The organism is Bacillus pretiosus, from assembly GCF_052947655.1.
In genome coordinates, this window is the sequence record NZ_CM129593.1 from 1,331,836 (window position 1) to 1,356,876 (window position 25,041).

Below are 25,041 nucleotides of genomic sequence, written 5' to 3' on the forward strand. Positions count from 1 at the left end.
GCAACTTCTTACTAGTATAAGAAGGGTGCATTAAAAGTATCTGTTAAGGTGTCCAGAGAAAATTAGGAAACCGAAACATACAACGTGGAACGTAATTACAATCGCAAGGATGTGTGTAAATTTATTGTTTGGCCAAAACTTATGCTTCTTGTTTTTTCGCTCGAAAATATCGAATAAAATAAACAGTGCGGCATGATAAAGACCATAAATAATGTATTGATACACATGCTCACCAGTAATATGCCATATTCCCATGATGAAAAAGTTTAAAAATGCACCGATATACGAAATTGTGTAACGGTTTTTAATTAACTTTTTCTTCGTTGCAAAAAAGACGAAACGCATGTAAATAAAATCACGGAACCAGAATGATAAGGTCATGTGCCAGCGATTCCAGAAGTCTTTAATGTTACGACTAATGAATGGTTTATTAAAGTTTTCTGGAATTTTAATTCCCATCATATAACTTACACCAATTACAAATGAGCTATAACCAGCGAAGTCAAAGAATAAATATAAGCTATAGCTATACATGTAAATCATATTTGATAGGATTGTATCTTGCTGAGCGAATGCCGGATCCATAAAATATTGCTTTATTAAGTAAGCGATAATAAATTTATACAAGAAACCTTGGAAAATACGGTTTAGCCCTGTATATAGTAAATTTTGATATTCTTCTGCACTAGGTGGCTTTTGAATATCTTTTTGGAATCTGCGGTAACGATCGATAGGTCCCGTTGAGATAGCTGGGAAGAATAAAATGAATTCCCAAAAATTAAAGAAGGAAAGTTCTTTAATTAAGTTATCACGAACTTCAAATACCATTTGTACTGCTCTAAATGTTACATAGGACATTCCTAAAAATACAACAAACTTTAGCTCAGGTACAAACGGTGCAATTTTTGCTAAAACGAGCGGTAAAATCGACAAAATAACAGCTATACAAAACATGAATGTACTATTATTTTGTTTTCTTAAAATTAAATAGCCTTTAATAAGGGCATATTGCCAAATAATAAATGCGGCTAACATAATCGCTTGCTTCGGTTTATCCGAGAAGATAATAACGAGCATTACTAATGTTAAAACGGCATTATATTTACGCAACATTTTACCTTTTAGTCCAGCTATGATAGTAGGTATTAATAAAATGCCCACTATAGCGAAAAAATAAAATGATCCATATGCGGTCATGCTGTAACCTCACTCAATAATTTTTTGCGATCTACCTTTCCATTTGGTGTCATTGGAATAGAAGATTGATACATGAATTTACGTGGAATCATGTAGTTTGGTAATCGCTCATTGAGTTCTTTTTTAATTGCAGATGTTAATTTGAATTCTTTTTCAAATGAATGTTCGCCAGGAACAACAACCGCTAATAAATAATCGTATTTCTCACCTTTTTTAATTGGAACGATAACTGCTCCTTCTACGTAAGAACACGCACGAAGGTGATGCTCAATTTCTTCTAATTCCATTCGATAACCATGCAGCTTAATTTGGAAATCAAGACGACCATTATAGAATAGAAGACCATTTTCAACATAGCCAGCATCGCCTGTTTTATAGGCGCGCTCACCGTCAATCATAGTAAATGCTTTTTCTGTTAATTCAGGGCTTCCTAAATATCCAACACTTACGCTTGGACCGACAATTACGATTTCACCTTTTTCACCATCAGGTGCAAGCGTACCATCTTCTTTCATAATAAGAAGGTGGCAATCTGATTTACAGTAGCCAACTGGAAGTGATTTGTATTGATCAAGCACTTCTTCTGTAACGTGAATACCTGTTACAGCGACAGTAGCTTCTGTTGGACCGTACGTATTCATAATTGTCGCTTTCGGGAAACGCTCAATTAATTTTCTAGCTACTTCATTTGGTAACACTTCACCGCAGAATAAGAATGTTTTCATGTTCGGTAGCATAGTCTCAGAGAAAGATGCTTCCATTAAACACATCTCTGCGAAAGATGGTGTTGAAGTCCATACTTGTATATCCGATTGCTCTAAAGAAGCAAACAAGTCTTTTGGACGTGCAATCATATCTTTATCGATTGCCCAAAGTGTACCACCTGTTACTAATGATGGGTAAATATCCATGACAGATAAATCGAATGAGAAAGGTGCTTGGTTTAAGAATACTTGTCCTGTTTGTAAGTTGAAATCTTCTACAGCCCATTTTGTAAAGCTTACAAGGCAGTTATAAGTAATCTGAACCCCTTTCGGATTACCTGTGCTTCCTGATGTGTAAATAATGTAGAAGTTCTCATCACCTTTTACCGCATGTTCAGGATTTGGAGTGTTCCCTTTATGAGTAAAGAAAATATCTTTTAAGTTGTCTTCACTTACAATGCGAACTGGTAAATCAGTTACAGTTACTTCAGTTCCTGATAAAAGTAGTTTCGCACCAGAATTTTCAGCGATACGTTGTACACGATCAGCTGGGATAGATAAATCTACAGGAATATAAGCGTGTCCAGCTTTTACACATCCTAAAAAGTTAATAATCATTTCAGGTTGCATATGGCCATACACCATAATTGGTGAACGATCATCTGGATACTCAGAAGAAATCCAATGTGCTAACGCATCAGAATCTTCCTTTAATTGTTTGTACGTAATTTTCGCATCTCGCCAAACAAAAGCAGTTTGATCAGGCGTTTCAATAGCCCACTTTTCAATTTGTTCTAATAACTTCATAACGTTCCCACCCTAAAATTCGTTGTAAATAAATGTACTTGTGTTTGTATCATGGAATCCATACAACCAAAGCAATGCAAATAAAATTGCAAGGTAATAAACCGTCTTTGCAACCCATTGTGTGAGTGGTCGAGACCATATCTCTTTTAATCTTTCCATGTCTTTCCCTCTCTTAATGAAATGATAGCTCTTTGTAGGTATCATGTCCTACATTATTGTGAAAAAAACAAAATTCCACATTTTAGGTAAAAATAAGTCAAAAGGCTCTTTTCTGATATTAGCACTAAATACTAAAAAAGAAAATCCCTAACTTAGCAATTATATTACATTCAGTATGAATTTGTAATGGGTTTGACATGTAAATAGGAAGTGGATTGTGTGAATGTATAAAAGTGGTCTGGGAGAATGGATAGAAATGTAATATTTGTTTGAGTTTTTCATAGTTAATATATGAATTGTTAAAGTTTCATAAGAGGAGGAATTTCTGATGAAGAGGATGTGGAAGGATCTTATTTCAGAAGAAAACATTATTAAGTGGAGACAGCATTTTCATAAATATCCGGAATTATCATTTCATGAAAAAGAAACTTCACAATTTATATATGATACATTATGCTCATTTTCTTCTTTTGAAGTAACGAGACCGACGAAGTATAGTGTACTAGCAATTAAAAGAGGGACGGGACAAGGGAAAGTAGTTGCAATTCGAGCTGATATAGATGCTTTACCAATTCAAGAGGAGACAAGTAAATCTTATACGTCTGTGAATAAAGGAATGATGCATGCATGTGGGCATGATGCTCACGCAGCTATTTTGTTAAGTACAGCAGAGGTGCTATCAAATATAAAGGAAGATTTCGTAGGTGAGATTCGTCTCTTCTTTCAGCACGCAGAAGAGGTGTATCCTGGCGGGGGACAAGAAATGGTTGAGGCAGGCGTGATGGATGGTGTTGATTATGTAATAGGTTTACATGTTATGTCTGGATTGGAGAGCGGGAAAATCGGAATTGCGTATGGACCGATGATGGCGGCACCGGACGTATTTACAGTTGAAATTCAAGGGAAAGGAGGGCATGCGGCGAGGCCAGAAGAAACGATAGATCCTATTGCTATCGGAGCGCAGATTATTACAAATTTACAACATATCGTATCAAGAAATACAAGTGCTTTCATGCAAAGAGTTGTTTCAGTTACGCAGTTTCATGGGGGAATGGCTGATAATATTATTCCTAATGCAGCAACTTTAATGGGAACTGTGCGTTCTTTTAATCAAGCGTTAAGAATAGAAGCAGAAGAGAAAATTGAGCAAATCGTGAAAGGAATTACAAAAGCGCATGGAGGGAAGTATACATATACGTATCGATATGGATATGATCCGGTTATTAATGATGAATATATTACGAAAGTAGTAGAAGAAAGTGCACTACATTTGTTTGGGAATGAGCGTGTTGTGAAGCTTGAACCTTCTATGGGAGGAGAAGATTTTTCAGCATATTTAAGAAAAGCACCGGGTTGCTTCATTAAATTGGGGACGGGGAATGAAAAGATAGATACTTGTTATCCACATCATCATCCAAAATTTGATGTAGATGAAGCAGCTTTAATTTATGGAGTGGAATTATTTCTAGAGACAGCAATAAGATTACTAAAATCGTAAAAAAGTATAAAAAAAGGCAACTGCGCTCTATCGCAGTTGCTTTTATTTCTTTCCGTCAGAGAGGGCTGAGAAAGAACTATGCTCATTTATAGTATATGAATAGCTAACGGACAAGCTTGTACATTTTAATCATTTTTTTAAAAATAGTTATTGACATTGATAATCACTGTCAATTAATCTAAGGGTAGTTGAAATTGATAATTATTATCAATAGGATGGATGCGACATGTTAATGAGAAAAAAATTTCACCTTCTGCGGAGGGGATTAAAAGATAAAAATAAAGATGTTGATCAGCATATGGAATGGCAACGAAATGTAATTCGATCTGAATATGTAGATGAGAAGAGTACACTTCCAACAGAAAAAGAGATACAAGGTAAAAGGAGAGATTCAGTTGAGTAAGTTAGTAATGATATTTGCAAGTATGAGTGGAAATACAGAGGAAATGGCTGATCATATTGCGGGTGCAATTCGTGAAACAGAAAATGAAATTGAAGTGATCGATATTATGGATTCACCAGAGGCTTCTATACTAGAACAGTATGATGGAATTATTTTAGGTGCTTACACTTGGGGAGATGGTGACCTTCCTGATGATTTCTTAGATTTTTATGACGCAATGGATTCTATTGATTTAAATGGGAAAAAAGCAGCAGTATTCGGATCATGTGATTCGGCTTATCCGAAATACGGCGTGGCGGTTGACATTTTAATAGAAAAGCTACAAGAGCGCGGAGCTGCAGTTGTGTTAGAAGGACTAAAAGTAGAATTAACGCCAGAAGATGAAGATGTAGAAAAATGTTTACAGTTTGGAGCTGAATTTGTAAAACACCTTTCTTAATGGCAGAAGGGAGATGAAGAGCAAGTGCACGAGAAAATCGCAATCAAAACGATGACAGATTATCATTTGTATGATTTTATGCGTTGCCCGCATAAATTTTATTTTCGTCATATAAAAAGAAGAGAACCTTCTTCGTTTGAATGGCAACAAATCGCACAAATGATTGTGAATCGAATTATTAACGAATATTACACACTACCTGCGGGCCAACAAACGAAAATTGTACTTTTAATATTAATAGAAAAGTATTGGAAAAAAGTAAGGGTTAATATGTTTGCTTCGAAGGCGGAGTATTATATTGTGTTAGCGAAGCTAACAGATCACTTATTACAGTTTGTTGAAAGAGATGATAGTCAGACACCGCCGTTATTTTTGTATGAAAAATTTCAAACATATATGGAAGAGTTAGGTGTCCACATGTCATTGACATTAGAAGTTGGTGAGTGGAGTACTGAGTCGTTTGTAATTAAAAAGTATGTTGTCGATGCGGATGAGGAAATGCTTGCTCTTTGTCAAAAGTTAATGACAGTATTCAGTTATAAAGCTTTCGGCATTCTTCCAGGAAAAATTGAAGTTATTAATTTAATAGAAGGAACTAAGTATGAGTACATTCCGAAACAGGAAGATATTATAACTGGCATGGCTGATTTATCTAGAATGAAAGAAATGTTGCAACAACCTGAGCATTATACAGAGCGTCATTTTCGTTCTGAGTGTATGAGTTGTGCGTTTCGTAGTGAATGCCAAAGGGAAGAAGTAAAGAAAGAAGCGAAGCAGAAGAAAAATATCGTACATTAAAGGATGCAATTTTGCATCCTTTTTTGTTATTGACATGAAAAGCTTTTCATCATTTACCGTATATTTGTAGCAGATTTTAATAAAGGGAGGAATAATCAATGAAAGATGAAACGAAAGTATTTCAATGGTTAAAAGAACAGAATGCTCCTTTTGGAATTCAACTGCAAATTTTACAAGCGTTTCAACTGTATCAAATTATTGTTGAAATGGATAAAAAGTTAATGATGTATGAAGAGAGAGAATATCGGGAGAGAATTTAATCTCGGCCCTGTAGTATTACTTTCAGTTTTTCTGTACCTGCTAGGAATTCAAGTTCATTCTTTGTTTCAAAGTTATAAATCATATTATGTAATAAAGGACTGTATTGATAAAAGGTCGTGATGCGATGAATGAGTAATGGATCATGGTGTGAAATAAGCGTACTGTATTGTTCATATACTGATGTAGTAAATTCATGTCCAAAATCATAATATAGCCCAGCAAAGTCAAAGGCGGGATCTCCTATTTGAGCATCACCAAAATCGATAATCCCTGAAATGGTTTTATTTTGGTGATCAAATAAAATGTGATGATGTGTAAAGTCAGCGTGAATAATTGTTTTTTGAAAAGTGGATGTATCGATACATGTAAAGAAATTTTCGAATAAACAATTTAACGCTGATTTCTGGTATGAAGTAAGACTGTTAGTAAGATATTGAGTTAATTTTGTTTGTAGCTCTTTCCAGTAGGTGAGTGTTTTTTCTATAGGGAATTCTAATGCCTTCACACGCTTTAAAGGAATACTATGTAGAGCCGCAAGGAAAGTCGCTAATTGTGTAATAATTACTTCAAGTTCTTTTTTCTCTAGCTTGGTAACTATCTCTTTTTTAAACGGTTCACCATGAATGAGAGTATAGTAACTACAGAGGGGAACAGTATCAGTATCCTTTTTATAGAATAGGTGATACTTTGGAACCTCGATTTCTTGTAGCAAATGAGAGAGAATTATGCACAGTTCTTTTTCTAAAGGAATTCGCATTGCATATTCTTGTTTTCGCGGGAAACGAAACAGTAGCTCATCATTTACTATAACTGCTACATTATCCCATCCTTCTTCATTTTGTTTATATGAATGTATAGAAAGATTAGGCAAAGCTTCTTTTATATACTGTTTGTAAGAGTCCATAATTGCTCCTCGTTTCTGAATTAAGTTATTCCACTTCATGATATCAGAATTTTCTTTCTATATGTTAAAATATAACTATCATTATGAAGAAGGGCGGGAGTATTACGAAGAAAAGACTATTCATCATTTCTCTATGTATCGCTTTTGGATTGTTTTGGTCATATAAAGAAGAGGTTTTTGCTAGCTTTAAACCGATTAATAAGTACGGATTAAATAATGAATTAAAGAACAAAAGTATAGAAACTTTAACTCATAATGAAATGAAAAAGGTAGGAAAACATTTTGTGACAGAGCAATTATCAGTGTTTGAGCTTAATAATAAAGAAGATGTGAAACGAAAAGGTGAAGTACTATTTGTAAATAGAGGGTATGAACAATTAATAGGAAATTATTATCCAAATCGGTTTCGGGATTTAGAGTATAAATTTACAAACGAGGACATACGTGAAGTGACGGATGAAAGTTTTCGTTATCAAACTGTAGCGTACGTTGCGGGTGCTGAAAATGGTAAGAGAAGCGAAATGAAATTGAATTATGAAATAAAAATTGTAAAGGTTAATAATATATTTAAGGTGTTAGAACAAAAACAGTATGTAAAATAAAGTGAAACATGAATTAGTGCTACAAATAGCGGATAAAAAAATCCCCCAGTTCTTTGAGGGATTCTAAAGGTTTTCATTTTGTTGACCAAGTTCTTTTTGAGCAATATATAAATTTCCTTGCTCGACTTGTTTCTGTGTAAGAACAGAATCACCTGCATACCCTTTTTCTGTTTTCACAGTTCTTTTTGAACGATTGGAATCTTGTTTCTTCATATATAATATGTCACCTTTCCTTAAAAATAAACGAAAATGATGAGTACGAGTAACACCGCAGCAAAAATGGTAATGCCCATTAAAAACGAGGTGTTTTTATATTTAGGTGGCTTATGTACATCTTGCCGATATCCAGGTGAAATTTCAGGGGCGAATTCTTCATCGAATGATTGCTTTTTTTCTTTTTCGTCCATATGTATCCACCTTTCTTTTTCATTATGTTATACGTTCAAAGAAAAAATATGCATAAAGAAAACCGCCCCTCTATCGTGAGCGGCGGTTTTCTGTTGTATATTTTCTTTGAACTTGAAAGAGACGGACAAGAAGGAAGATAGCGCCAAATGCTAGACCGATAATAAGACCGATCCAATATCCTTTTGCTGCCCAGTCAGTATAAGTTGCTAATATGTAACCGAGAGGGAGACCTATTACCCAGTAAGCGATTAATGTCATAATTAAGGAAACATTTACGTCTTTATAACCACGTAGTGCCCCTTGTACAGGAGTTGCAATTGCATCTGAAATTTGAAATAAAATCGCAAATATAAGAAATTCTTTTGCTAAATGATGAACTTGTATATCTGTCGTATAAATTGAAGCAATTGCATCATCAAAGAAGTAGAGAAGAATTGAATATAATAGGGCGAATGCAAGTGCTAAGCCAATCCCGATAAATCCATATTGTTTTGCGTTATTGTATCGCTTTGCTCCAACTTCAAATCCAACAGCGATGGTCATTGCCATTGCTAAACTTAAAGGAGTCATATATAACAAGGAAGCGAAGTTCATAGCTGCTTGATGAGCAGCGATTGTTGTCGTACTAAAATTACTCATCATAAGTGTCACCGCAGCGAAAATACTCGTTTCAAAAAAGATAGCAAATCCGATAGGGACGCCAAGTTTTAAGAATTCAGTCCAACTTGAAAGAGAAGGACGATATAATTGTTTAAATATATTGAAAGATGCGAAAGGCTCTTTCGTACGAATAATAATAACGGTAATGATTAAAATGCACCAATAGGTTGCTGCAGAAGCAATTGCCGCTCCAACACCACCGAGTTTTGGAAAACCGAAATGACCAAAAATTAATACATAATTTAATACTACGTTAATTGGTAATGATAGTAATGTAATGATCATCGTTGTGCGAGTTTTTCCTAATGCATCAATAAAGCCGCGTAAAACAGTGTAAGTAAATAAAGGGATAATTCCAATTGCAATAATACTTAAAAATTGTGCCGCAATACGTTCCACGGGTTCTTCCAGGCGCATGCCGTTTAAAATAGGTGAAACAGTGAAGAAACCGATAAGGATGACCACGAAACTAGCACAAATTGCTAAATATACTGCTTGTATGACAACTTGGGGAACATCCTCTTTTTTCTTTGATCCAACTAGCTGCGCAACAATTGGAGTAGTAGCCATTAAAATTCCTGTTAATCCGGTACTAACGGGAAGCCATATACTTGTTCCGATAGCAACACCCGCTAAATCAATAGGACTTGCGTGCCCGGACATTGTCGTATCGAAAAAACTCATTGCAAATAATGACATTTGCGTTACGAAAATCGGGAAAAATAGTAATACAAATTGCTTTAATTTTTGTGAGAATGAATTAGTTTCTTTCATAAAATCCCCTTTCCGCTAAAAAAACAAACTCATACTATCATACAATTTAATCAAAAAATAGAAAAGAAATACGCGCATACAACATGTACAATCAATAAAAAAAGGATGCACTTTAAAAGGGGATAAGGTATTATGATAAGGTGTGAAAAATTACATATTTGTTATTAAGGAGGCACTACTCGTGGCTGATTGGTTAATTGGAATAATCATGGGTGCTGTTGAAGGTTTAACAGAGTTTTTACCAGTTTCATCAACAGGACATATGATTTTAACAGGTCATTTACTTGGATTTGACGACGAGAGAGCGAAAGTTTTCGAAGTTGTTATTCAATTGGGATCGATTTTAGCAGTTGTTGTTATATTTTGGAAGCGTCTATGGTCTTTAGTAGGTATTGGGAAAGTAACAGATGGACCATCGTTAAATTTATTACATATTATTATCGGGATGATTCCTGCCGGCGTACTTGGCGTATTGTTCCATAGTGCGATTAAAGAAGTTTTATTTGGGCCAGGCCCAGTTGTCATCAGTTTAGTGGCTGGTGGTATTTTAATGATTGTTGCTGAGAAGTTTTCGAAACCAAGTACAGCAAGAACATTAGATGAAATCACATATAAGCAAGCATTTACAATTGGGATGTTCCAATGTTTAGCGCTTTGGCCAGGATTTTCTCGTTCTGGTTCTACAATAAGTGGTGGTTTATTAGCTCGCGTGTCACATACAGCGGCGGCTGAATATACATTTATTTTAGCAGTACCAATGATGGTAGCTGCAAGTGGTTTAGATTTAATTAAAAGCTGGGATATATTAAGTGCGGCTGATATCCCGTTATTTGCAACAGGATTTATTACAGCATTCGTTGTTGCGATGCTTGCAATTGTTTCATTCTTAAAATTATTAGGTCGTGTAAAACTAACACCGTTCGCTTACTATCGTTTCATTTTAGCTGCGGTATTCTATTTCTTCATTATGTAATAAAAAAACTGCCGAGTTCGGCAGTTTTTTTATTTTACTACTTTTTCCATCATGCTTTCCATTACATGTTCCCAAAGAGAAGTATCATCAGCTAATGTAGCACGGAAATTAGCGTACATTTCTTTTTGTTTCTCTTCGAATGTTGGATCTTCTTTTTCAGGCAATGTAGCGCGCATTGAAGTTACTAACTCTTGTACTTTTGGAGCGCGTGGTCCCCAAGCGGCTTGTTCATTTCCATCTTTATCAATGAAAATAAAAATTGGAATGGCACGTGCTGTTCCATTTGTTAAATATTGATCCATTAATTCTAAGTTTTCATCGCGAATTAATAATCTCATATCAATATTTGCAACTTCAGAAATTCGTTTCATAACAGGTACGCATAAAAGAGCGTCACCACACCAATCAGCTGTTAATACGATAACACGCCAGCCATCATTTTGGCGTTCTTCTAATACAGGAAGTAATTCATTTGGAATTGAAAAGTTATTGTAAATGTGCAGTAGCTCATATTGATTTACTTTCATTTCATTCACATATGTATCAAAGGACATACCTTTATCAGCCCATTGTTGTAAGTTCATAAGTAACACCTCTTTAGTATGATTTGTTTTCATTGTACCAATTTTTATATAGAAAAGCTTGCATTCTTACTCTTTCTTGTCACTTAATAATTGATTTAATAGGAAAAGGAATAGTACGACACATAATTCAGTAAGATTGGACAGTTGTACGCTCTCTATCCAATCATCGGCAGTATGAATGACGAACCAATCTAGCGTAATTTCAATGATTGCAAAAAGAGTAATAGCCAGCCAATTTGGCATGTTTTTTGTCATTGGATATAGCAACGCCTTGAGGAAACCGAAGATAAAGAATGTAATACCGTCTAAGAAAGTGATTAATAGAAAAAATAGAAGTAAAGCAGTGCGTGATCTATACTCTATACCTGTAATATGAAAGATTCCTACATAAACAAAGAATATAAATGCAAAAATTATAATGAGAAACAGAATAACAAAACCAATAATCAAAGTCTTATCTTTTAGATTGAGATTAGAAAATTTTTCTTCTTCACTCACTATTCCATCCCCTTTTTCTGGAAAATCAACTTTATTGTATCATGAAATATCTATTAAAAAACTACGAATTGTGGGAAAATAAGGTGACAAAAAGTAAGATTTCATGTAAAATTATTAATAAGGTTTTTATTTAACTAAATGAAATAAAAGGGGCTGTCAAAGTTGTCTCAAAATCGAGAGCAATTAATGGAAGAACTATCGACAAATGTTTTTGCTATGTTCCGCACGTTGCGTAATGATATTGGAAAGATATTTGGTGGTTACATACCGTGGAATGAGTTCATCGTCCTTAGAATATTGAATCGTACGAATAAAGAAATGGTATCACGTGTAGCCAATGAGTTAAATGTGTCGAATAGTCATATTACAGCTGTTACAGAAAAATTAATTAATAAAGGTTTTGTAACTCGTTCACGTTCTACGTCAGATCGCAGAGTTGTATATTTGGAGATTACAGAACAAGGAAAAGATTTAGTTGCAAAAATGGAAGGGGAGAAAAAGAAATATTTACAAGAAAGATTCTCCACGCTTTCAGAAGAAGAAATGAATATAATGATATCAATTTCTAAAAAACTTATTTAATTCATCACAGGTAAGAAAACGCTTACGTAATAAAGGAGAAGACCTTCCTTATGAGAGGAAGGTCTTCTTTCGTATGTAAAAGATTATAAAAAAGAAAATATGTAACATACTACTAGTAAAGGAAGGGGGCAGACATATGACAAATCGAAATGGTAGTAAAGGAAGCGGAAATCAAGGCTCACCAAAATCAGGACAATTTCAGCAAGAGTTTAGTACTGAATTTGAGACTGGTAATGATAATAAAGGAAAAGAATATCGTTCGAAAAAAGGAAGTAAATCAAAAAAGGAGTGAAATAATTCACTCCTTTTTTGATTTAAGATGCTGCGGATTGATCCGTATTATATTTTTCTTCTGATTTTGCGACGATCATTGCGCAAATTGCATCACCGGAAATATTTACAGCTGTTCTTGACATATCTAAAATGCGATCAATACCGATAATTAAGGCAATACCTTCTACCGGTAGATTTACTTGATTTAAAACCATCGTAAGCATTACAAGTCCAACACCTGGTACACCAGCAGTACCGATACTAGCTAGTACAGCAGTTAATACGACGACAGCTAATTGGGACATAGTAAGCTCAACTCCGTATACTTGAGCGATAAACACAGTTGCTACACCTTGCATAATGGCAGTACCATCCATATTAATTGTTGCACCTAGTGGTTGTACAAAAGAACTTATCGCTTTTGGAACGCCAAGTTTTTCTTGTGCTGTTTTCATTGCAAACGGAAGAGATGCATTAGAGCTAGATGTACTAAACCCAATTGCCATTACCGGTCCGAAATGTTTAAAGAAACGGACAATACTTTCTTTTGCTAATACCTTTAATAATCCGCCATAGACGAAGACGCCGTGAATAATAAGTACTAGCATAACGACAATCATATACTTGAACATCGCAGCGACGCCTGCAAGACCCATTTTACCAACGGATGAAGCGAGCAATCCAAATGTTCCGATTGGAGCTAATTTCATAACGAGATTAACAAGATACATCATTAATTCGTTGCCCTGTTCAAGTAATGAATGGATACCTTGAACCCGTTTTCCTAAAATAGCTATACCGAGTCCGATTAATACGGCAAAGGCAATAATTTGTAACATGTTTCCATCAGCCATCGCTTTTGCTGGGTTATCTGGTACGATATTTAGCAATGTATCGACGAAAGATGTTTCGGTTTTTGCCCCTTCATATTTAAGCCCTTCGGTTTTAAAGTTACCGCCAGATCCTGGTTGTATAATCAGTGCAAATGTAACTGCAATAGAGATGGCAACGGCTGTAGTTACAAGAAAGAATGAAATTGATTTTAAGCCGATTCTTCCAAGTTGTTTCGGGTCTCCAAGCCCAGCAGATCCAAGCACGATAGAAATGAATACAACAGGAACAACTAGCATTTTAATGAGGCGAATAAATAATTGACCAAGTGGATTGAACACATATTGATTTAATGGTTCAAAAATGGATGGTGCAGCTAAATTTAAAGTGAGTCCGACGACTAAACCGAGAAATAATGCGATTAAGATTGCTTTTGTTTGTTTCAATAAAACCCCCCCTTTATTTTTGTGAAATTACTTTCTACATTAATTGTACAGAAAAACCGCCTATTTTGACAGTATTTTCTGAATATTTTGTATGAAAATATGTATTTAAATATAGATTGCTTTTGCTAAAGTAAGCAAAAAAGTTGGGGAATCTAGTTAGAACACAAAGTAGACCATCACATAGGATGGTCTAGGGAAGGGGACAATTTATGTCGATTTAATTAGGGATGGAAGCCATTCAAAGACACTGGGGAATGTCTTATAAATTAGGGAGGAACAGCTTCGATACATATACTATAAAAGTTGGATGTGCCCCCCACGTGAACATAGAGTGAAAGAGAGAGGGAGTTTTAAATAGAAGATAGAGTAAACAAAAAAATAAGACCATCACAAATGACGGCCTAAGGAAGGGGACAATTTATGTCAATTTAATTAGGGATGGAAGCTATTCAAAGACACTGGGGAATGTCTTATAAATTAGGGAGGAACAGCTTCGATACATATACTATAAAAGTTGGATGTGACCCCCATGTGAACATAGAGTGAAAGAGAGAGGGAGTTTTAAATAAGAGGTAGAGTAAACAAAAAATAAGACCATCACAAATGATGGCCTAAGGAAGGGGACAATTTATGTCAATTTAATTAGGGATGGAAGTTGTTCAAGACACTGGGGAATGTCTTATAAATTAGGGAGGAACAACTTCGATACATATACTATAAAAGTTGGATGTGACCCCCATGTGAACATAGAGTGAAAGAGAGAGGGAGTTTTATATAAAGTATAGAGTAAACAAAAAAATAAGACCATCGCAAATGATGGCCTAAGGAAGGGGACAATTTATGTCAATTTAATTAGGGATGGAAGTTGTTCAAGACACTGGGGAATGTCTTATAAATTAGGGAGGAACAACTTCGATACATATACTATAAAAGTTGGATGTGACCTTGATGTGAACATAGAGTGAAAGGTATGAGAATTTGAGAAATGATACATATAAAATGATTGTTGCGAGAGTTGTAGAGTACGAATAAATATAATAGAAAGTTTCTTGTCATAAAATGAAGTGGAGTTCGAGTATAAATAAAAGTTGAAATCTTTAAAAAAAAGGATTATGCTCAACTATATTATAAGAATATAAGGTTTATCCCGCTATGTAAGGTTTCTTATAAGCCTTTAGTTATGAGGGGAAAAGGGAGTTAGTGAACATGGAAGTAACAAAAAGACAAGGGCTGTATAATCGTTTTATACGATTAAATCCACCACAAATATTAGCACTAGGTTTTTTCTGCTTAATTGTGGTTGGCGGTTTGTTATTAAAGTTACCATTCGCAACGAAAGTACATATTAGTTGGGTAGATGCTTTCTTTACGGCAACGTCAGCAGCAACTGTAACCGGATTAGGAGTAGTAGATACTGCAAGTACGTTTACGATGTTTGGCGAGATTGTTATTATGTTTTTAATTCAAACAGGTGGTTTAGGTCTTATGACAATTGCCATTTTAATTGTTTGGGTATTAGGTAAAAAAATCGGGTTACGCCATCGATTATTAATCGGAGAGGCATTTAATCAAACAAATATAGGTGGTCTTGTAAAATTAGTAAAACGTGTCTTTATATTTTCAATTTGTATTGAGCTTATTGGAGTCATCTTTTTATCGTTTCGCTTTGTTCCAGAGTTTGGCTTTGGAAAAGGTGTATACTATAGTATTTTTCATGTTATTGCATCTTATAATAATGCTGGATTTGCTCTATGGCCGGATAATTTAACGAGGTATGTAGGAGATCCTATTGTTAATATAGGGATTTGCTCATTAATCGTAATTGGTGGTCTCGGTTTTACCGTATTAATTGATATATGGTATAGTCGTAGCTTTCGAAAATTATCCCTTCATTCTAAAATCATGATTGTTGGAACGGTAGCGTTAAATGTTATAGCAATGATTGTGATTTTTGTATTGGAATATAATAATGTGAAGACGTTAGGAGATTTACCTTTAAATGAAAAGTTATGGGCTTCTTTCTTCCAAGGTATTACTCCTCGTACTGCTGGATTTAATACAGTTGACTACGGGGGGATGGAAGAATCATCTATATTATTTACGATGGTTTTAATGTTTATTGGTGCAGGAAGTGTATCGACAGGTGGAGGGATTAAATTAACAACGTTTGTTATTTTAGTTACATCCGTCCTTTCTTTCTTTAGAAAAAAAGAGGAAATCGTTTTATTTCAGCGCACGATAAAAATGTCAACAGTAACGAGAGCGTTAGCCATTGCTGTTGCCAGTCAAATACTCATTTTTGCAGCAGTATTTGTATTAATGCTTACAGAAAACTTTAGTTTTATTCAGTTACTATTTGAAACAATTTCAGCGTTTGGAACAGTAGGGTTAACGATGGGGATTACTGCAAAGTTATCAGCGTTTGGAAAATGTATTATTATGTTTGTTATGTTTTGTGGATTAATTGGACCGTTAACACTTGTTTTTTCTTTAGCGCGACCAGCAAAACAAAAAATTAAATATCCATCGGAAGATGTATTTACAGGATAAGGTATCCCGCATAAGCGAGATACCTTTTTCTTTTTAAAAAAGGGAGAACAATAATCCGACAAGTGCTACTCGGAATAAAATTGCAATGAGTGCTGCAATTCCGCCGACAATCGCAGCGATACCACCAGTTACAGTAGCTCCGCGATTATAAGCGTAAATTCCTAGTAATACAGAAACAAGACCAAATAATGTTGGGAAGGTAAAGAGTGATAAGATAGATAAGGCAAGAGCGATAAAGCCAGCAGTTGATCCAGCGGCGGACGATCTTACATCATCTTTATTATCTTTCTCATCGTAATCATAATCAATGCGCTGTGGTGCAACCTCAGCTGCATATTCTTCTTTATAGTCACTATAATCACTATCTATTCTATCTCTTTTTTTATACTCATCAAATTTCTCAGTCAAAGTCATGGCTCCTTTCATAACAAGGTTCAATAGTAGTATGCATCTCTTTTTCTTTTTTATCCCGCTATTGTAGCCCGTAAACATCTGATTGCTGATGGCTAATAATCAATGGGGGATGAACAAAGCCCTGCTGATTAAAGTTTCACTTTATCCGAACGAGTACAAGGCGTAATTCCACTTAGAAGAGTAAAATTGTTTTTTTGAAATAGGAAAAGTTAGTATGACTTCCTCTATTTTGGAAAGTATAAAAAAGAATAATGAGGAAAGGGTGCAATACATAATGGAACATCCAATTGAAGATTTAATGAAAACAGCAATGACAAATTTAAAAGAGATGGTAGATGTAAATACGATTGTCGGAAGTCCAGTTTCAACAGCTGATGGAAATGTAGTATTAACAGTATCTCAAGTGGCTTTTGGTTTTGGTGCCGGCGGAAGTGACTTTAAAGGTGATTTTATTTCCGAAAAGCATAATAACGGACAAGGGCAGCATAAAGAGAAGAAGCAAAGCCATCCATTTGGAGGCGGAAGCGGGGCTGGGGTTTCTATTAGCCCAGTTGCTTTTTTAGTAGTCGGTTCTAACGGTGTGCAAGTATTACACCTCAATAGTAGTACACATTTAATTGAAAAGGCTTTAAATACGGTACCAAGCACTGTAGATAAATTTGTAAATGGTCGCCAAAAGTGAACTTGCATTTTTTAGGAATTATGATATATTAGAAAAAGTGCGCTTTAAGATGATCGGAATAATTGAACTGTAAATATATATGATGTGTGGAATAAGGGAGAGGAATTTATGATTAATATCAAAAACTTAGTAGTTGGCTTATGTATGTTAGTAAGCGGTTTTGTTGTATATGTAATAAAAGAAAAAGCTCCATTCTAAAACAGACAAACCGTTACTGTCTGTTTTTAATTTACAAAAAATGTTGACAAGTTATTGTATTAGTGTTAAAATTTTAATTCGTGTCTCGGTTACAGCTAGTGTAAAGTAAATAAATCTTATAAATATAATACGAAAAGTTTGCGAAAGATCGGGTAGTCTTACCAACAACTTTTGTGAACAAACCCTATAAATTATTATTGTAGGCTTTATATGTATACTAGTGAATCAAGGAGCGGTCAGTGGAACCGTAATGATGAGAGAGAGGTAGGGCTTTCATCCAGTATATGTTACTTTCCCGTTAGGTGAATATAAAAAAGAGGACTCCTTTTGAAAAGGAGTCCTCTTTCTTTTTGTATAATACATTTAAGTGCGGCTCTCTACTTGCTGACAAATTTCATCTGTTGTTAAACCATGAGCTGCAATTACCGATCCCTTAATTGATGCATCTGCAATACCCATCATATTAGAATCTTGCCCAGTTACAACACAACAATCGCACCCTTGTGCATCCTGTTCGGAGCCAAGGGTAACAACTTCATGTCCCTGTTGCTGAAGAGCTTGTTGAACATCTGTTAATGAGTTTTCAACGCCAATTCTAGCCATAATTCTCACCTCCTACCATCTAGTTGCTAGTATGCTCAAGTCCACTGCATATATTTATGAAAAGACGGTAGGAAGTAAATCTTTGTTTAGTCGTTATATACACCAGTAAGCATTTGACTTACGAATTGATCGTTTAAAGTATCTTGGGCAGAAGAAGTATTTGAATGAATGTCAATTGAAGCAATAAAATTATTATGTTCTTTATTATTTGGTTCTACCTCTACATAATTATCGAATTTACAAAAACCTTTCGTATCCATTAGATCAAATAGTTGAAGCATTTCTACTACCTCTTGTCTCGTTCCTTTAATTTGTACACACGCCATATTGATTTCCTCCTTCATTTTGACAAATTGTTTTTTAAAAATAGGATTATGATTACGAAACGAAAAATATGAATGTTATTTTTAGACAGCGTTATTTTTATTATTTTCCCCCTTTTTCAGCAAAAGTCGTTATATATTACCGAATTTATAAAAACGGACGTCCGTTTATTGAATACAATAGATTCGTATCAATTGATGAAAATCCTTCTTTTAAACAAATATTTTTTTTAGTGGAAATTGACGAAAAAAATTTTTTGACTTTTTGTAAACGTTAACAATGCTGTTAAATCAATATAATCAAAGATGTACGTACGATTAAAAATTATAAATTTTCTAAAAATTCACTTGATTTATTTAGAAAGGAGAGTAAACTAGGAAACAATAAAAAATTCATAGAACATAGGAGGCGCTTTCCAGTGAACGAGCAATGGATTTTCTTAAATGGAGAATTTGTTCCAAAAGACGAGGCAAAAGTTTCAGTATATGATCATGGTTATTTATATGGCGATGGAGTATTTGAAGGAATTAGAGTATATAGCGGTAATGTTTTCCGTTTGAGAGAGCATCTTGTCCGGTTATATGAATCAGCAAAATCCATCATGTTAGAAATTCCATATTCTTTAGATGAAGTAACGAATATTGTTGTTGAGACGATTCGACAAAATAAATTATCTAATGGATACATTCGCCTTGTTGTATCGAGAGGAGCAGGAAATCTTGGATTAGATCCTGATTCTTGTAAGAAACCGAATGTAGTAGTAATTGCAGAACAACTATCTTTATTCCCGCAAGAATATTATGAAAAGGGGATTCCAGTTGTAACAGTTGCAACGCGCCGAAACCGTCCAGATGTTTTGTCGCCTCAAGTAAAATCTTTAAATTACTTAAACAATATTTTAGTTCGTATTGAAGCGAAATTAGCTGGAGTACAAGAAGCACTTATGTTAAATGATCAAGGATACGTAGCTGAAGGCTCAGGAGATAACGTGTTTATTGTAAAAGGAAATAAATTAATTACACCACCAAGTTCTGCTGGAGCGTTAGAAGGCATTACACGAAACGCTATATTAGAAATCGGTGAAAAACTTGGATATGACGTTAGAGAAGAGTTATTTACAAGGCATGATGTATATGTAGCTGATGAAGTATTTTTAACAGGAACGGCTGCTGAAGTAATTGCTGTTACGACAGTAGATGGTAGAACGATTGGTTTAGGGCAAACAGGTCTACATACGAATCGTTTATTAGAAGAATTCCGAAAGTTAGTTGTAGAAGATGGAGAGAAGATTTACGAAGAAAATAAAGTTGGATAACAACTCTTTATAACAATAAGAAAGCGTTGAGAGGGAGGAGTAGTTGATTGTGAAGCCTCACAGAGAGTCGGTGGTTGCTGAAAACCGATGGTTCACGTCGACGAACATCGCCCTTGAGTGCTAAGCTGAAGCATTTGTCTAGGCTTAGACGGTAGCTCCGTTATTAGCTAGACTCATTTATGGGTCACTGAGGCAAGAGTATTCTTGCGAAGAAGGGTGGTACCGCGAAATCTTTCGTCCCTTCAGCACATAGCTGGAGTGTGGACGTAGGATTTTTTTTATTGATAAAAATTTTCAAAAAGGGGGCTTATAAGAACAATGTCTTCAAAAACGCAAGAGAAACTGGCAACTGGTGCACAGCTATTGTTAGAAGCGTTAGAAAAGGAAGGAGTAGAAGTGATTTTCGGTTATCCTGGTGGTGCTGTTTTACCTCTTTATGATGCACTCTATGACTGTGAAATTCCGCATATTTTAACAAGGCATGAGCAAGGAGCTATTCACGCCGCGGAAGGGTATGCCAGAATTACTGGCAATCCAGGGGTTGTCATTGCAACGAGTGGGCCAGGTGCTACAAATGTTATTACCGGTCTAGCAGATGCGATGATTGATTCATTACCACTTGTTGTATTTACAGGGCAAGTAGCAACGACGTTAATTGGAAGTGATGCTTTCCAAGAAGCGGATATTATGGGGCTTACGATGCCGGTGACAAAACATAACTATCAAGTGCGAAAGGCTTCAGATTTACCTCGAATTATTAAAGAAGCATTTCATATTGCTAGAACAGGAAGACCAGGCCCAGTCGTTATTGACCTTCCGAAAGATATGGTAGTAGAGCAAGGAGAACGCTGTAATGACGTACAAATGGATTTACCAGGATACAACCCTAATTATGAACCAAATTTACTCCAAATAAACAAATTATTACAAGCAATTAGCGCTGCAAACAAGCCGTTAATTTTAGCTGGAGCAGGTGTATTGCATGCGAAGGCTTCGAAAGAGTTAACAAGTTTTGCTCGTAAATATGAAATTCCTGTTGTGCATACATTACTTGGTCTTGGTGGGTTTCCGCCAGATGATGAACTTTTTCTAGGGATGGGAGGAATGCACGGTTCTTACACAGCCAATATGGCGTTATATGAATGCGACTTACTTATTAATATAGGTGCAAGATTCGACGATCGTCTTACTGGGAATTTAGCTTATTTTGCTAAAAAGGCGACTGTTGCGCATATCGATATTGATCCAGCCGAAATCGGAAAAAATGTGCCGACTGAAATTCCTATTGTTGCAAGTGCTAAGCGAGCTTTGGAAGTATTACTTCAACCAGAAGGAAAGAAAGAAAATCATCATGAATGGATCTCTTTACTAAAGAGTAGAAAAGAAAAGTATCCATTCTCTTATAAACGAAATTCTGAAAGTATTAAGCCTCAATACGCAATTGATATGTTATATGAAATTACGAAAGGAGAAGCGATTGTAACAACAGATGTTGGGCAACATCAAATGTGGGCGGCACAATATTATCCGCTCAAAAATCCAGATAAATGGGTAACTTCAGGAGGATTAGGAACGATGGGATTTGGGTTTCCAGCAGCAATTGGTGCGCAAATTGCAAAGCCTGAGGAACTAGTTATTGCAATTGTAGGTGACGCTGGATTTCAAATGACCTTGCAAGAATTAAGTGTGTTAAAAGAACACTCATTGCCTGTTAAAGTATTTATTTTAAATAATGAAGCTTTAGGAATGGTAAGACAATGGCAAGATGAATTTTATAATCAAAGATACTCGCACTCTTTACTGTCGTGTCAACCAGATTTCGTCGCTCTTGCGAATGCGTATGGCATAAAAGGAGTTCGTATAGATGATCCACTTCTTGCAAAGAAGCAAATAAAGCAGGCGATTGAATTAAAAGAACCGGTCGTAATTGATTGCCGTGTACTTCAATCAGAAAAGGTAATGCCGATGGTTGCGCCAGGGAAAGGTGTTCACCAAATGGAGGGAGTGGAAAAAAGGTGAAGAGAATTGTTACAGCGACAGTTCGAAATCAAAGTGGTGTATTAAACCGAATTACGGGTGTTATGACACGAAGACATTTTAATATTGAAAGTATTTCAGTAGGTCATACGGAATCATCGGACATATCGCGGATGACGATTGTTGTACACGTTGAAAATGAACAGCAAGTGGAGCAGTTAATTAAACAACTTCATAAGCAAATTGATGTTCTGAAAGTATCAGATATTACAGAAGAAGCGATGATCGCAAGAGAACTTGCACTTATTAAAGTAGCAACATCAGTAGCAAGAGCAGAATTATATAGTTTAATTGAACCGTTTCGAGCCGCTGTAATAGATGTTGGGAAGGATTCCATAGTTGTGCAAGTAACTGGTACGCAGGAGAAAGTAGAAGCATTAATTGAATTACTTCGTCCGTATGGTTTGAAAGAAATTGCTAGAACAGGTGTAACAGCATTTACGCGTAGTATGAAAAAACAAGATAAGCAAGTTATGTTAATTCAATAATCATTTAAATATAGGGGGAAATGAAAATGACAAAAGTTTATTATGAGAAAGATGTAACGGTAAATGTATTAAAAGAAAAGAAAGTAGCAATCATTGGATATGGTTCGCAAGGTCATGCGCATGCGCAAAACTTACGTGATAACGGATTTGATGTAGTAATAGGTTTAAGAAAAGGGAAGTCTTGGGATAAAGCGAAAGAAGATGGATTTTCTGTATATACAGTAGCAGAAGCAGCGGAAAAAGCTGATGTAGTAATGATTCTACTACCAGATGAACTCCAGCCAGAAGTATATGAAGCGGAAATTGCGCCAAATTTAAAGGCAGGAAATTCTCTCGTTTTTGCACACGGATTTAATGTTCACTTTGATCAAGTGAAACCACCAGCTAATGTAGATGTATTTCTAGTAGCGCCAAAAGGGCCAGGGCATCTTGTGCGCCGTACATTTGCTGAAGGCGCAGCTGTTCCTGCATTATTTGCAGTATACCAAGATGCAACAGGAGTTGCGACTGAAAAGGCACTTTCTTATGCTGATGGGATTGGAGCGACGAGAGCTGGTGTATTAGAAACGACATTTAAAGAAGAAACAGAAACAGATTTATTTGGAGAGCAAGCTGTGCTTTGCGGTGGAGTAACTGCGCTAGTAAAAGCTGGATTTGAAACGTTAGTTGATGCTGGTTATCAACCGGAACTTGCATATTTTGAATGTTTACATGAACTAAAACTAATCGTTGACCTGATGTATGAAGGCGGACTTGAAAATATGAGATATTCAGTTTCAGATACAGCGCAGTGGGGCGACTTCGTATCAGGACCACGCGTTGTAACGGAAGATACGAAGAAAGCGATGGGTGCAGTGCTAGCAGAAATTCAAGATGGTACATTTGCAAGAGGCTGGATTGCAGAGCATAAAGCAGGAAAACCAAATTTCCATGCGACAAATGAGAAAGAGAATGAACACGAAATTGAAGTAGTTGGACGTAAATTACGTGAAATGATGCCGTTTGTACAGCCGCGAGTAAAGGCAGGGGTCAAATAATATGAAGCAGATTTTGTTCATGGATACGACGCTACGTGATGGCGAACAATCACCAGGAGTAAATTTAAATGAACAAGAGAAATTGCAAATTGCAAGGCAATTAGAGAGACTAGGTATTAATGTCATGGAAGCTGGTTTTGCAGCAGCTTCCGAAGGGGATTTTCAATCGGTAAAACGCATCGCAAATACCATTCAAAATGCTACAGTTATGAGTTTAGCTAGAGCGAAAGAAAGTGATATTCGAAGAGCATATGAAGCGGTGAAAGGTGCTGTATCTCCTCGTTTACACGTATTTTTAGCTACAAGTGATATTCATATGAAATATAAACTTTGTATGTCAAAAGAAGATGTATTAGATAGTATTCACCGCTCGGTTACACTCGGGAAATCATTATTTCCGACAGTACAATTTTCTGCAGAAGATGCGACAAGAACAGCAAGAGATTTTTTAGCTGAAGCAGTTGAAGTTGCGATTCGTGCAGGAGCGAATGTAATTAATATTCCAGATACAGTTGGATATACGAATCCAGAAGAATATTATTCTCTTTTTAAATACTTACAAGAATCCGTTCCTTCATATGAAAAAGCAATTTTCTCTTGTCATTGTCACGATGATCTTGGGATGGCAGTAGCAAATTCATTAGCTGCGGTTGAAGGCGGAGCGTTGCAAGTAGAAGGAACAATTAATGGAATTGGAGAAAGAGCAGGTAATGCGGCGCTAGAAGAGGTCGCAGTTGCTCTTCATATTAGAAAAGATTTCTATAAGGCGGAGTCTTCTATGACGCTAAAAGAAATTAAAGCGACGAGTACATTAGTAAGCAGATTAACAGGTATGGTTGTACCGAAAAATAAAGCGATCGTTGGAGCGAATGCATTTGCTCATGAATCCGGAATTCATCAAGATGGTGTTTTAAAAGAAGTGACAACATATGAAATTATTGAACCAGCGCTAATAGGCGAATCTCAAAATCTATTCGTACTTGGAAAACATTCTGGACGTCACGCGTTTACAGAAAAAATGAAAGAGCTTGGCTATGAATTTACAAAGGAAGAACGAGATGCGGTGTTTGAAGCGTTCAAAAAATTAGCTGATCGTAAGAAGGAAATTACTGAGGAAGATTTACGTGCACTTATGCTTGGTGAAGCAGCATTTGCAGCTCAGCAATATAACATTACGCAACTACAAGTTCATTTCGTATCAAATAGTACACAATGCGCGACAGTTGTACTAAAAGACGAAGAAGGAAATGCATACGAAGATGCAGCCACTGGTTCTGGTAGTATTGAGGCGATCTATAATGCAATCCAAAGAATTTTAGGATTAGAATGTGAATTGGCGGATTATCGCATACAATCTATTACACAAGGTCAAGACGCACTGGCTCATGTTCATGTTGAATTAAAAGAAGGAACGCATCAAGTATCAGGTTTTGGTGTTGCGCAAGATGTATTGGAAGCGTCGGCAAGAGCATATGTCCATGCAGCAGGGAAATTAAAATCTCTTATAGCGCTTGTGAAATAAGTGTTTGATGGGTGAGGGAGAAGTTTCCTTACCTATCAAATTAAAGTTCTGAAAATTCAGTTAAAAGGAG

At 35.7% G+C, this 25,041-nt stretch carries 31 protein-coding genes and 1 other annotated feature; of the genes, 18 read left to right on the forward strand and 13 right to left on the reverse strand.

The window, feature by feature from the left end; genetic code table 11:
• Nucleotides 1-30 precede the first annotated feature (30 nt).
• From dltB to ACU8YW_RS06965, 3 genes are read right to left on the reverse strand one after another with little or no spacing between them, the layout of a single operon-like run.
• A complete protein-coding gene (gene dltB / locus ACU8YW_RS06955; RefSeq protein ID WP_097890368.1) occupies nucleotides 31-1,197 on the reverse strand; it encodes a D-alanyl-lipoteichoic acid biosynthesis protein DltB in 1,167 nt (388 codons plus the stop codon).
• Nucleotides 1,194-2,708: a D-alanine--poly(phosphoribitol) ligase subunit DltA gene (gene dltA / locus ACU8YW_RS06960; RefSeq protein ID WP_097890366.1), complete on the reverse strand. Its 1,515-nt coding sequence runs from the start codon at nucleotides 2,706-2,708 to the stop codon at nucleotides 1,194-1,196. Before dltA ends, dltB begins: the two co-directional genes overlap by 4 nt.
• Before the next feature lie 12 nt (nucleotides 2,709-2,720).
• A complete protein-coding gene (locus ACU8YW_RS06965; protein ID WP_000440293.1) occupies nucleotides 2,721-2,867 on the reverse strand; it encodes a teichoic acid D-Ala incorporation-associated protein DltX in 147 nt (48 codons plus the stop codon).
• Between the two features lie 328 nt (nucleotides 2,868-3,195).
• On the opposite strand from ACU8YW_RS06965, the gene amaA reads away from it, so the two are divergent.
• The 5 genes from amaA (at nucleotide 3,196) to ACU8YW_RS06990 (ending at nucleotide 6,265) form a co-directional block, all read left to right on the forward strand.
• Entirely contained in the window at nucleotides 3,196-4,365 is a 1,170-nt protein-coding gene (amaA, locus tag ACU8YW_RS06970; protein WP_098082187.1) for an N-acyl-aliphatic-L-amino acid amidohydrolase, read from the forward strand.
• Nucleotides 4,366-4,591: 226 nt separating this feature from the next.
• Nucleotides 4,592-4,768, forward strand: coding sequence for a hypothetical protein (locus ACU8YW_RS06975; RefSeq protein WP_016088748.1), 177 nt, complete (start codon nucleotides 4,592-4,594; stop codon nucleotides 4,766-4,768).
• The gene (locus tag ACU8YW_RS06980) at nucleotides 4,761-5,207 is read left to right on the forward strand and encodes a flavodoxin (RefSeq protein ID WP_000041145.1); all 447 of its coding nucleotides are present in this window, start codon (nucleotides 4,761-4,763) and stop codon (nucleotides 5,205-5,207) included. The genes ACU8YW_RS06975 and ACU8YW_RS06980 overlap by 8 nt, the downstream gene beginning before the upstream one ends.
• A 24-nt stretch (nucleotides 5,208-5,231) precedes the next feature.
• Nucleotides 5,232-6,005, forward strand: a complete 774-nt coding sequence (locus ACU8YW_RS06985) for a hypothetical protein (RefSeq protein ID WP_088062612.1) — start codon at nucleotides 5,232-5,234, stop codon at nucleotides 6,003-6,005.
• Between the two features lie 98 nt (nucleotides 6,006-6,103).
• The gene (locus ACU8YW_RS06990; RefSeq protein ID WP_046958209.1) at nucleotides 6,104-6,265 is read left to right on the forward strand and encodes a hypothetical protein; all 162 of its coding nucleotides are present in this window, start codon (nucleotides 6,104-6,106) and stop codon (nucleotides 6,263-6,265) included.
• On the opposite strand, the gene ACU8YW_RS06995 is transcribed toward ACU8YW_RS06990, so the two are convergent.
• A complete protein-coding gene (locus ACU8YW_RS06995; protein WP_097890361.1) occupies nucleotides 6,262-7,170 on the reverse strand; it encodes an aminoglycoside phosphotransferase family protein in 909 nt (302 codons plus the stop codon). The two genes, ACU8YW_RS06990 and ACU8YW_RS06995, sit on opposite strands and share 4 nt — an antisense overlap.
• 83 nt (nucleotides 7,171-7,253) lie before the next feature.
• Here ACU8YW_RS06995 and ACU8YW_RS07000 point away from each other — a divergent pair, with 83 nt between their 5' ends.
• A complete protein-coding gene (locus tag ACU8YW_RS07000) occupies nucleotides 7,254-7,772 on the forward strand; it encodes a biotin transporter BioY (RefSeq protein ID WP_097890359.1) in 519 nt (172 codons plus the stop codon).
• 63 nt (nucleotides 7,773-7,835) lie between these two features.
• Here the strand turns inward: ACU8YW_RS07000 and ACU8YW_RS07005 are convergent, their stop codons facing one another.
• From ACU8YW_RS07005 to ACU8YW_RS07015, 3 genes are all read right to left on the reverse strand, one after another.
• Nucleotides 7,836-7,985 carry a hypothetical protein gene (locus tag ACU8YW_RS07005; protein WP_000743739.1) on the reverse strand — a complete coding sequence of 50 codons (150 nt, stop codon included), beginning with the start codon at nucleotides 7,983-7,985 and terminating at the stop codon, nucleotides 7,836-7,838.
• Nucleotides 7,986-8,005: 20 nt separating this feature from the next.
• Nucleotides 8,006-8,179 (reverse strand): hypothetical protein, encoded by a 174-nt coding sequence (locus ACU8YW_RS07010; protein WP_000343559.1) that lies wholly within the window; start codon nucleotides 8,177-8,179, stop codon nucleotides 8,006-8,008.
• Nucleotides 8,180-8,249: 70 nt separating this feature from the next.
• Nucleotides 8,250-9,614, reverse strand: coding sequence for an MATE family efflux transporter (locus ACU8YW_RS07015; protein WP_088062618.1), 1,365 nt, complete (start codon nucleotides 9,612-9,614; stop codon nucleotides 8,250-8,252).
• 181 nt (nucleotides 9,615-9,795) lie between these two features.
• On the opposite strand from ACU8YW_RS07015, the gene uppP reads away from it, so the two are divergent.
• The gene (uppP, locus tag ACU8YW_RS07020; RefSeq protein WP_060489503.1) at nucleotides 9,796-10,587 is read left to right on the forward strand and encodes a bacitracin resistance undecaprenyl-diphosphatase; all 792 of its coding nucleotides are present in this window, start codon (nucleotides 9,796-9,798) and stop codon (nucleotides 10,585-10,587) included.
• A gap of 29 nt (nucleotides 10,588-10,616) precedes the next feature.
• On the opposite strand, the gene ACU8YW_RS07025 is transcribed toward uppP, so the two are convergent.
• The gene (locus ACU8YW_RS07025) at nucleotides 10,617-11,204 is read right to left on the reverse strand and encodes a thioredoxin family protein (RefSeq protein WP_097890357.1); all 588 of its coding nucleotides are present in this window, start codon (nucleotides 11,202-11,204) and stop codon (nucleotides 10,617-10,619) included.
• A gap of 33 nt (nucleotides 11,205-11,237) precedes the next feature.
• Nucleotides 11,238-11,669, reverse strand: coding sequence for a YrvL family regulatory protein (locus ACU8YW_RS07030; RefSeq protein ID WP_087984835.1), 432 nt, complete (start codon nucleotides 11,667-11,669; stop codon nucleotides 11,238-11,240).
• 162 nt (nucleotides 11,670-11,831) lie between these two features.
• Here ACU8YW_RS07030 and ACU8YW_RS07035 point away from each other — a divergent pair, with 162 nt between their 5' ends.
• Together ACU8YW_RS07035 and ACU8YW_RS07040 are read left to right on the forward strand one after the other, a co-directional pair.
• Entirely contained in the window at nucleotides 11,832-12,251 is a 420-nt protein-coding gene (locus tag ACU8YW_RS07035) for a MarR family winged helix-turn-helix transcriptional regulator (protein ID WP_137035313.1), read from the forward strand.
• A gap of 136 nt (nucleotides 12,252-12,387) precedes the next feature.
• Nucleotides 12,388-12,543 (forward strand): hypothetical protein, encoded by a 156-nt coding sequence (locus tag ACU8YW_RS07040; RefSeq protein WP_000184933.1) that lies wholly within the window; start codon nucleotides 12,388-12,390, stop codon nucleotides 12,541-12,543.
• Between the two features lie 22 nt (nucleotides 12,544-12,565).
• On the opposite strand, the gene ACU8YW_RS07045 is transcribed toward ACU8YW_RS07040, so the two are convergent.
• Nucleotides 12,566-13,801 (reverse strand): dicarboxylate/amino acid:cation symporter, encoded by a 1,236-nt coding sequence (locus tag ACU8YW_RS07045; protein ID WP_000814822.1) that lies wholly within the window; start codon nucleotides 13,799-13,801, stop codon nucleotides 12,566-12,568.
• A 1,206-nt stretch (nucleotides 13,802-15,007) separates the two neighbouring features.
• Between ACU8YW_RS07045 and ACU8YW_RS07050 the strand changes: the two genes are divergently transcribed.
• A complete protein-coding gene (locus tag ACU8YW_RS07050) occupies nucleotides 15,008-16,351 on the forward strand; it encodes a TrkH family potassium uptake protein (RefSeq protein ID WP_088062622.1) in 1,344 nt (447 codons plus the stop codon).
• A 33-nt stretch (nucleotides 16,352-16,384) separates the two neighbouring features.
• Here ACU8YW_RS07050 and ACU8YW_RS07055 read toward each other — a convergent pair whose 3' ends face one another.
• The gene (locus tag ACU8YW_RS07055; RefSeq protein WP_137012683.1) at nucleotides 16,385-16,777 is read right to left on the reverse strand and encodes an imidazole glycerol phosphate synthase; all 393 of its coding nucleotides are present in this window, start codon (nucleotides 16,775-16,777) and stop codon (nucleotides 16,385-16,387) included.
• 202 nt (nucleotides 16,778-16,979) lie between these two features.
• On the opposite strand from ACU8YW_RS07055, the gene ytfJ reads away from it, so the two are divergent.
• Together ytfJ and ACU8YW_RS07065 are read left to right on the forward strand one after the other, a co-directional pair.
• The gene (ytfJ, locus tag ACU8YW_RS07060) at nucleotides 16,980-17,447 is read left to right on the forward strand and encodes a GerW family sporulation protein (RefSeq protein ID WP_053078521.1); all 468 of its coding nucleotides are present in this window, start codon (nucleotides 16,980-16,982) and stop codon (nucleotides 17,445-17,447) included.
• A gap of 108 nt (nucleotides 17,448-17,555) precedes the next feature.
• Nucleotides 17,556-17,645 carry a hypothetical protein gene (locus ACU8YW_RS07065; protein ID WP_000608225.1) on the forward strand — a complete coding sequence of 30 codons (90 nt, stop codon included), beginning with the start codon at nucleotides 17,556-17,558 and terminating at the stop codon, nucleotides 17,643-17,645.
• 363 nt (nucleotides 17,646-18,008) lie between these two features.
• Here the strand turns inward: ACU8YW_RS07065 and ACU8YW_RS07070 are convergent, their stop codons facing one another.
• Together ACU8YW_RS07070 and ACU8YW_RS07075 are read right to left on the reverse strand one after the other, a co-directional pair.
• Nucleotides 18,009-18,248, reverse strand: a complete 240-nt coding sequence (locus ACU8YW_RS07070; RefSeq protein WP_060489510.1) for a YkuS family protein — start codon at nucleotides 18,246-18,248, stop codon at nucleotides 18,009-18,011.
• An 86-nt stretch (nucleotides 18,249-18,334) separates the two neighbouring features.
• Nucleotides 18,335-18,574 (reverse strand): DUF3911 family protein, encoded by a 240-nt coding sequence (locus tag ACU8YW_RS07075; protein ID WP_000752504.1) that lies wholly within the window; start codon nucleotides 18,572-18,574, stop codon nucleotides 18,335-18,337.
• A gap of 68 nt (nucleotides 18,575-18,642) precedes the next feature.
• On the opposite strand from ACU8YW_RS07075, the gene ACU8YW_RS07080 reads away from it, so the two are divergent.
• The 6 genes from ACU8YW_RS07080 (at nucleotide 18,643) to leuA (ending at nucleotide 24,971) form a co-directional block, all read left to right on the forward strand.
• Nucleotides 18,643-18,849, forward strand: coding sequence for a hypothetical protein (locus ACU8YW_RS07080; RefSeq protein ID WP_137036230.1), 207 nt, complete (start codon nucleotides 18,643-18,645; stop codon nucleotides 18,847-18,849).
• 141 nt (nucleotides 18,850-18,990) lie between these two features.
• Nucleotides 18,991-19,887: a branched-chain-amino-acid transaminase gene (gene ilvE, locus ACU8YW_RS07085; RefSeq protein ID WP_087985494.1), complete on the forward strand. Its 897-nt coding sequence runs from the start codon at nucleotides 18,991-18,993 to the stop codon at nucleotides 19,885-19,887.
• 17 nt (nucleotides 19,888-19,904) lie between these two features.
• Nucleotides 19,905-20,132 (forward strand) — a binding site (T-box leader).
• A gap of 73 nt (nucleotides 20,133-20,205) precedes the next feature.
• A complete protein-coding gene (ilvB, locus tag ACU8YW_RS07090; protein ID WP_088608732.1) occupies nucleotides 20,206-21,906 on the forward strand; it encodes an acetolactate synthase large subunit in 1,701 nt (566 codons plus the stop codon).
• Nucleotides 21,903-22,412 carry an acetolactate synthase small subunit gene (gene ilvN, locus ACU8YW_RS07095; protein WP_000822948.1) on the forward strand — a complete coding sequence of 170 codons (510 nt, stop codon included), beginning with the start codon at nucleotides 21,903-21,905 and terminating at the stop codon, nucleotides 22,410-22,412. The genes ilvB and ilvN overlap by 4 nt, the downstream gene beginning before the upstream one ends.
• 20 nt (nucleotides 22,413-22,432) lie before the next feature.
• Nucleotides 22,433-23,449, forward strand: coding sequence for a ketol-acid reductoisomerase (ilvC, locus tag ACU8YW_RS07100; protein ID WP_097889760.1), 1,017 nt, complete (start codon nucleotides 22,433-22,435; stop codon nucleotides 23,447-23,449).
• 1 nt (nucleotide 23,450) lies between these two features.
• On the forward strand, nucleotides 23,451-24,971 hold the full coding sequence (gene leuA, locus ACU8YW_RS07105) for a 2-isopropylmalate synthase (RefSeq protein ID WP_076536199.1): 1,521 nt from the start codon (nucleotides 23,451-23,453) through the stop codon (nucleotides 24,969-24,971).
• The last annotated feature ends 70 nt before the right edge of the window (nucleotides 24,972-25,041 follow it).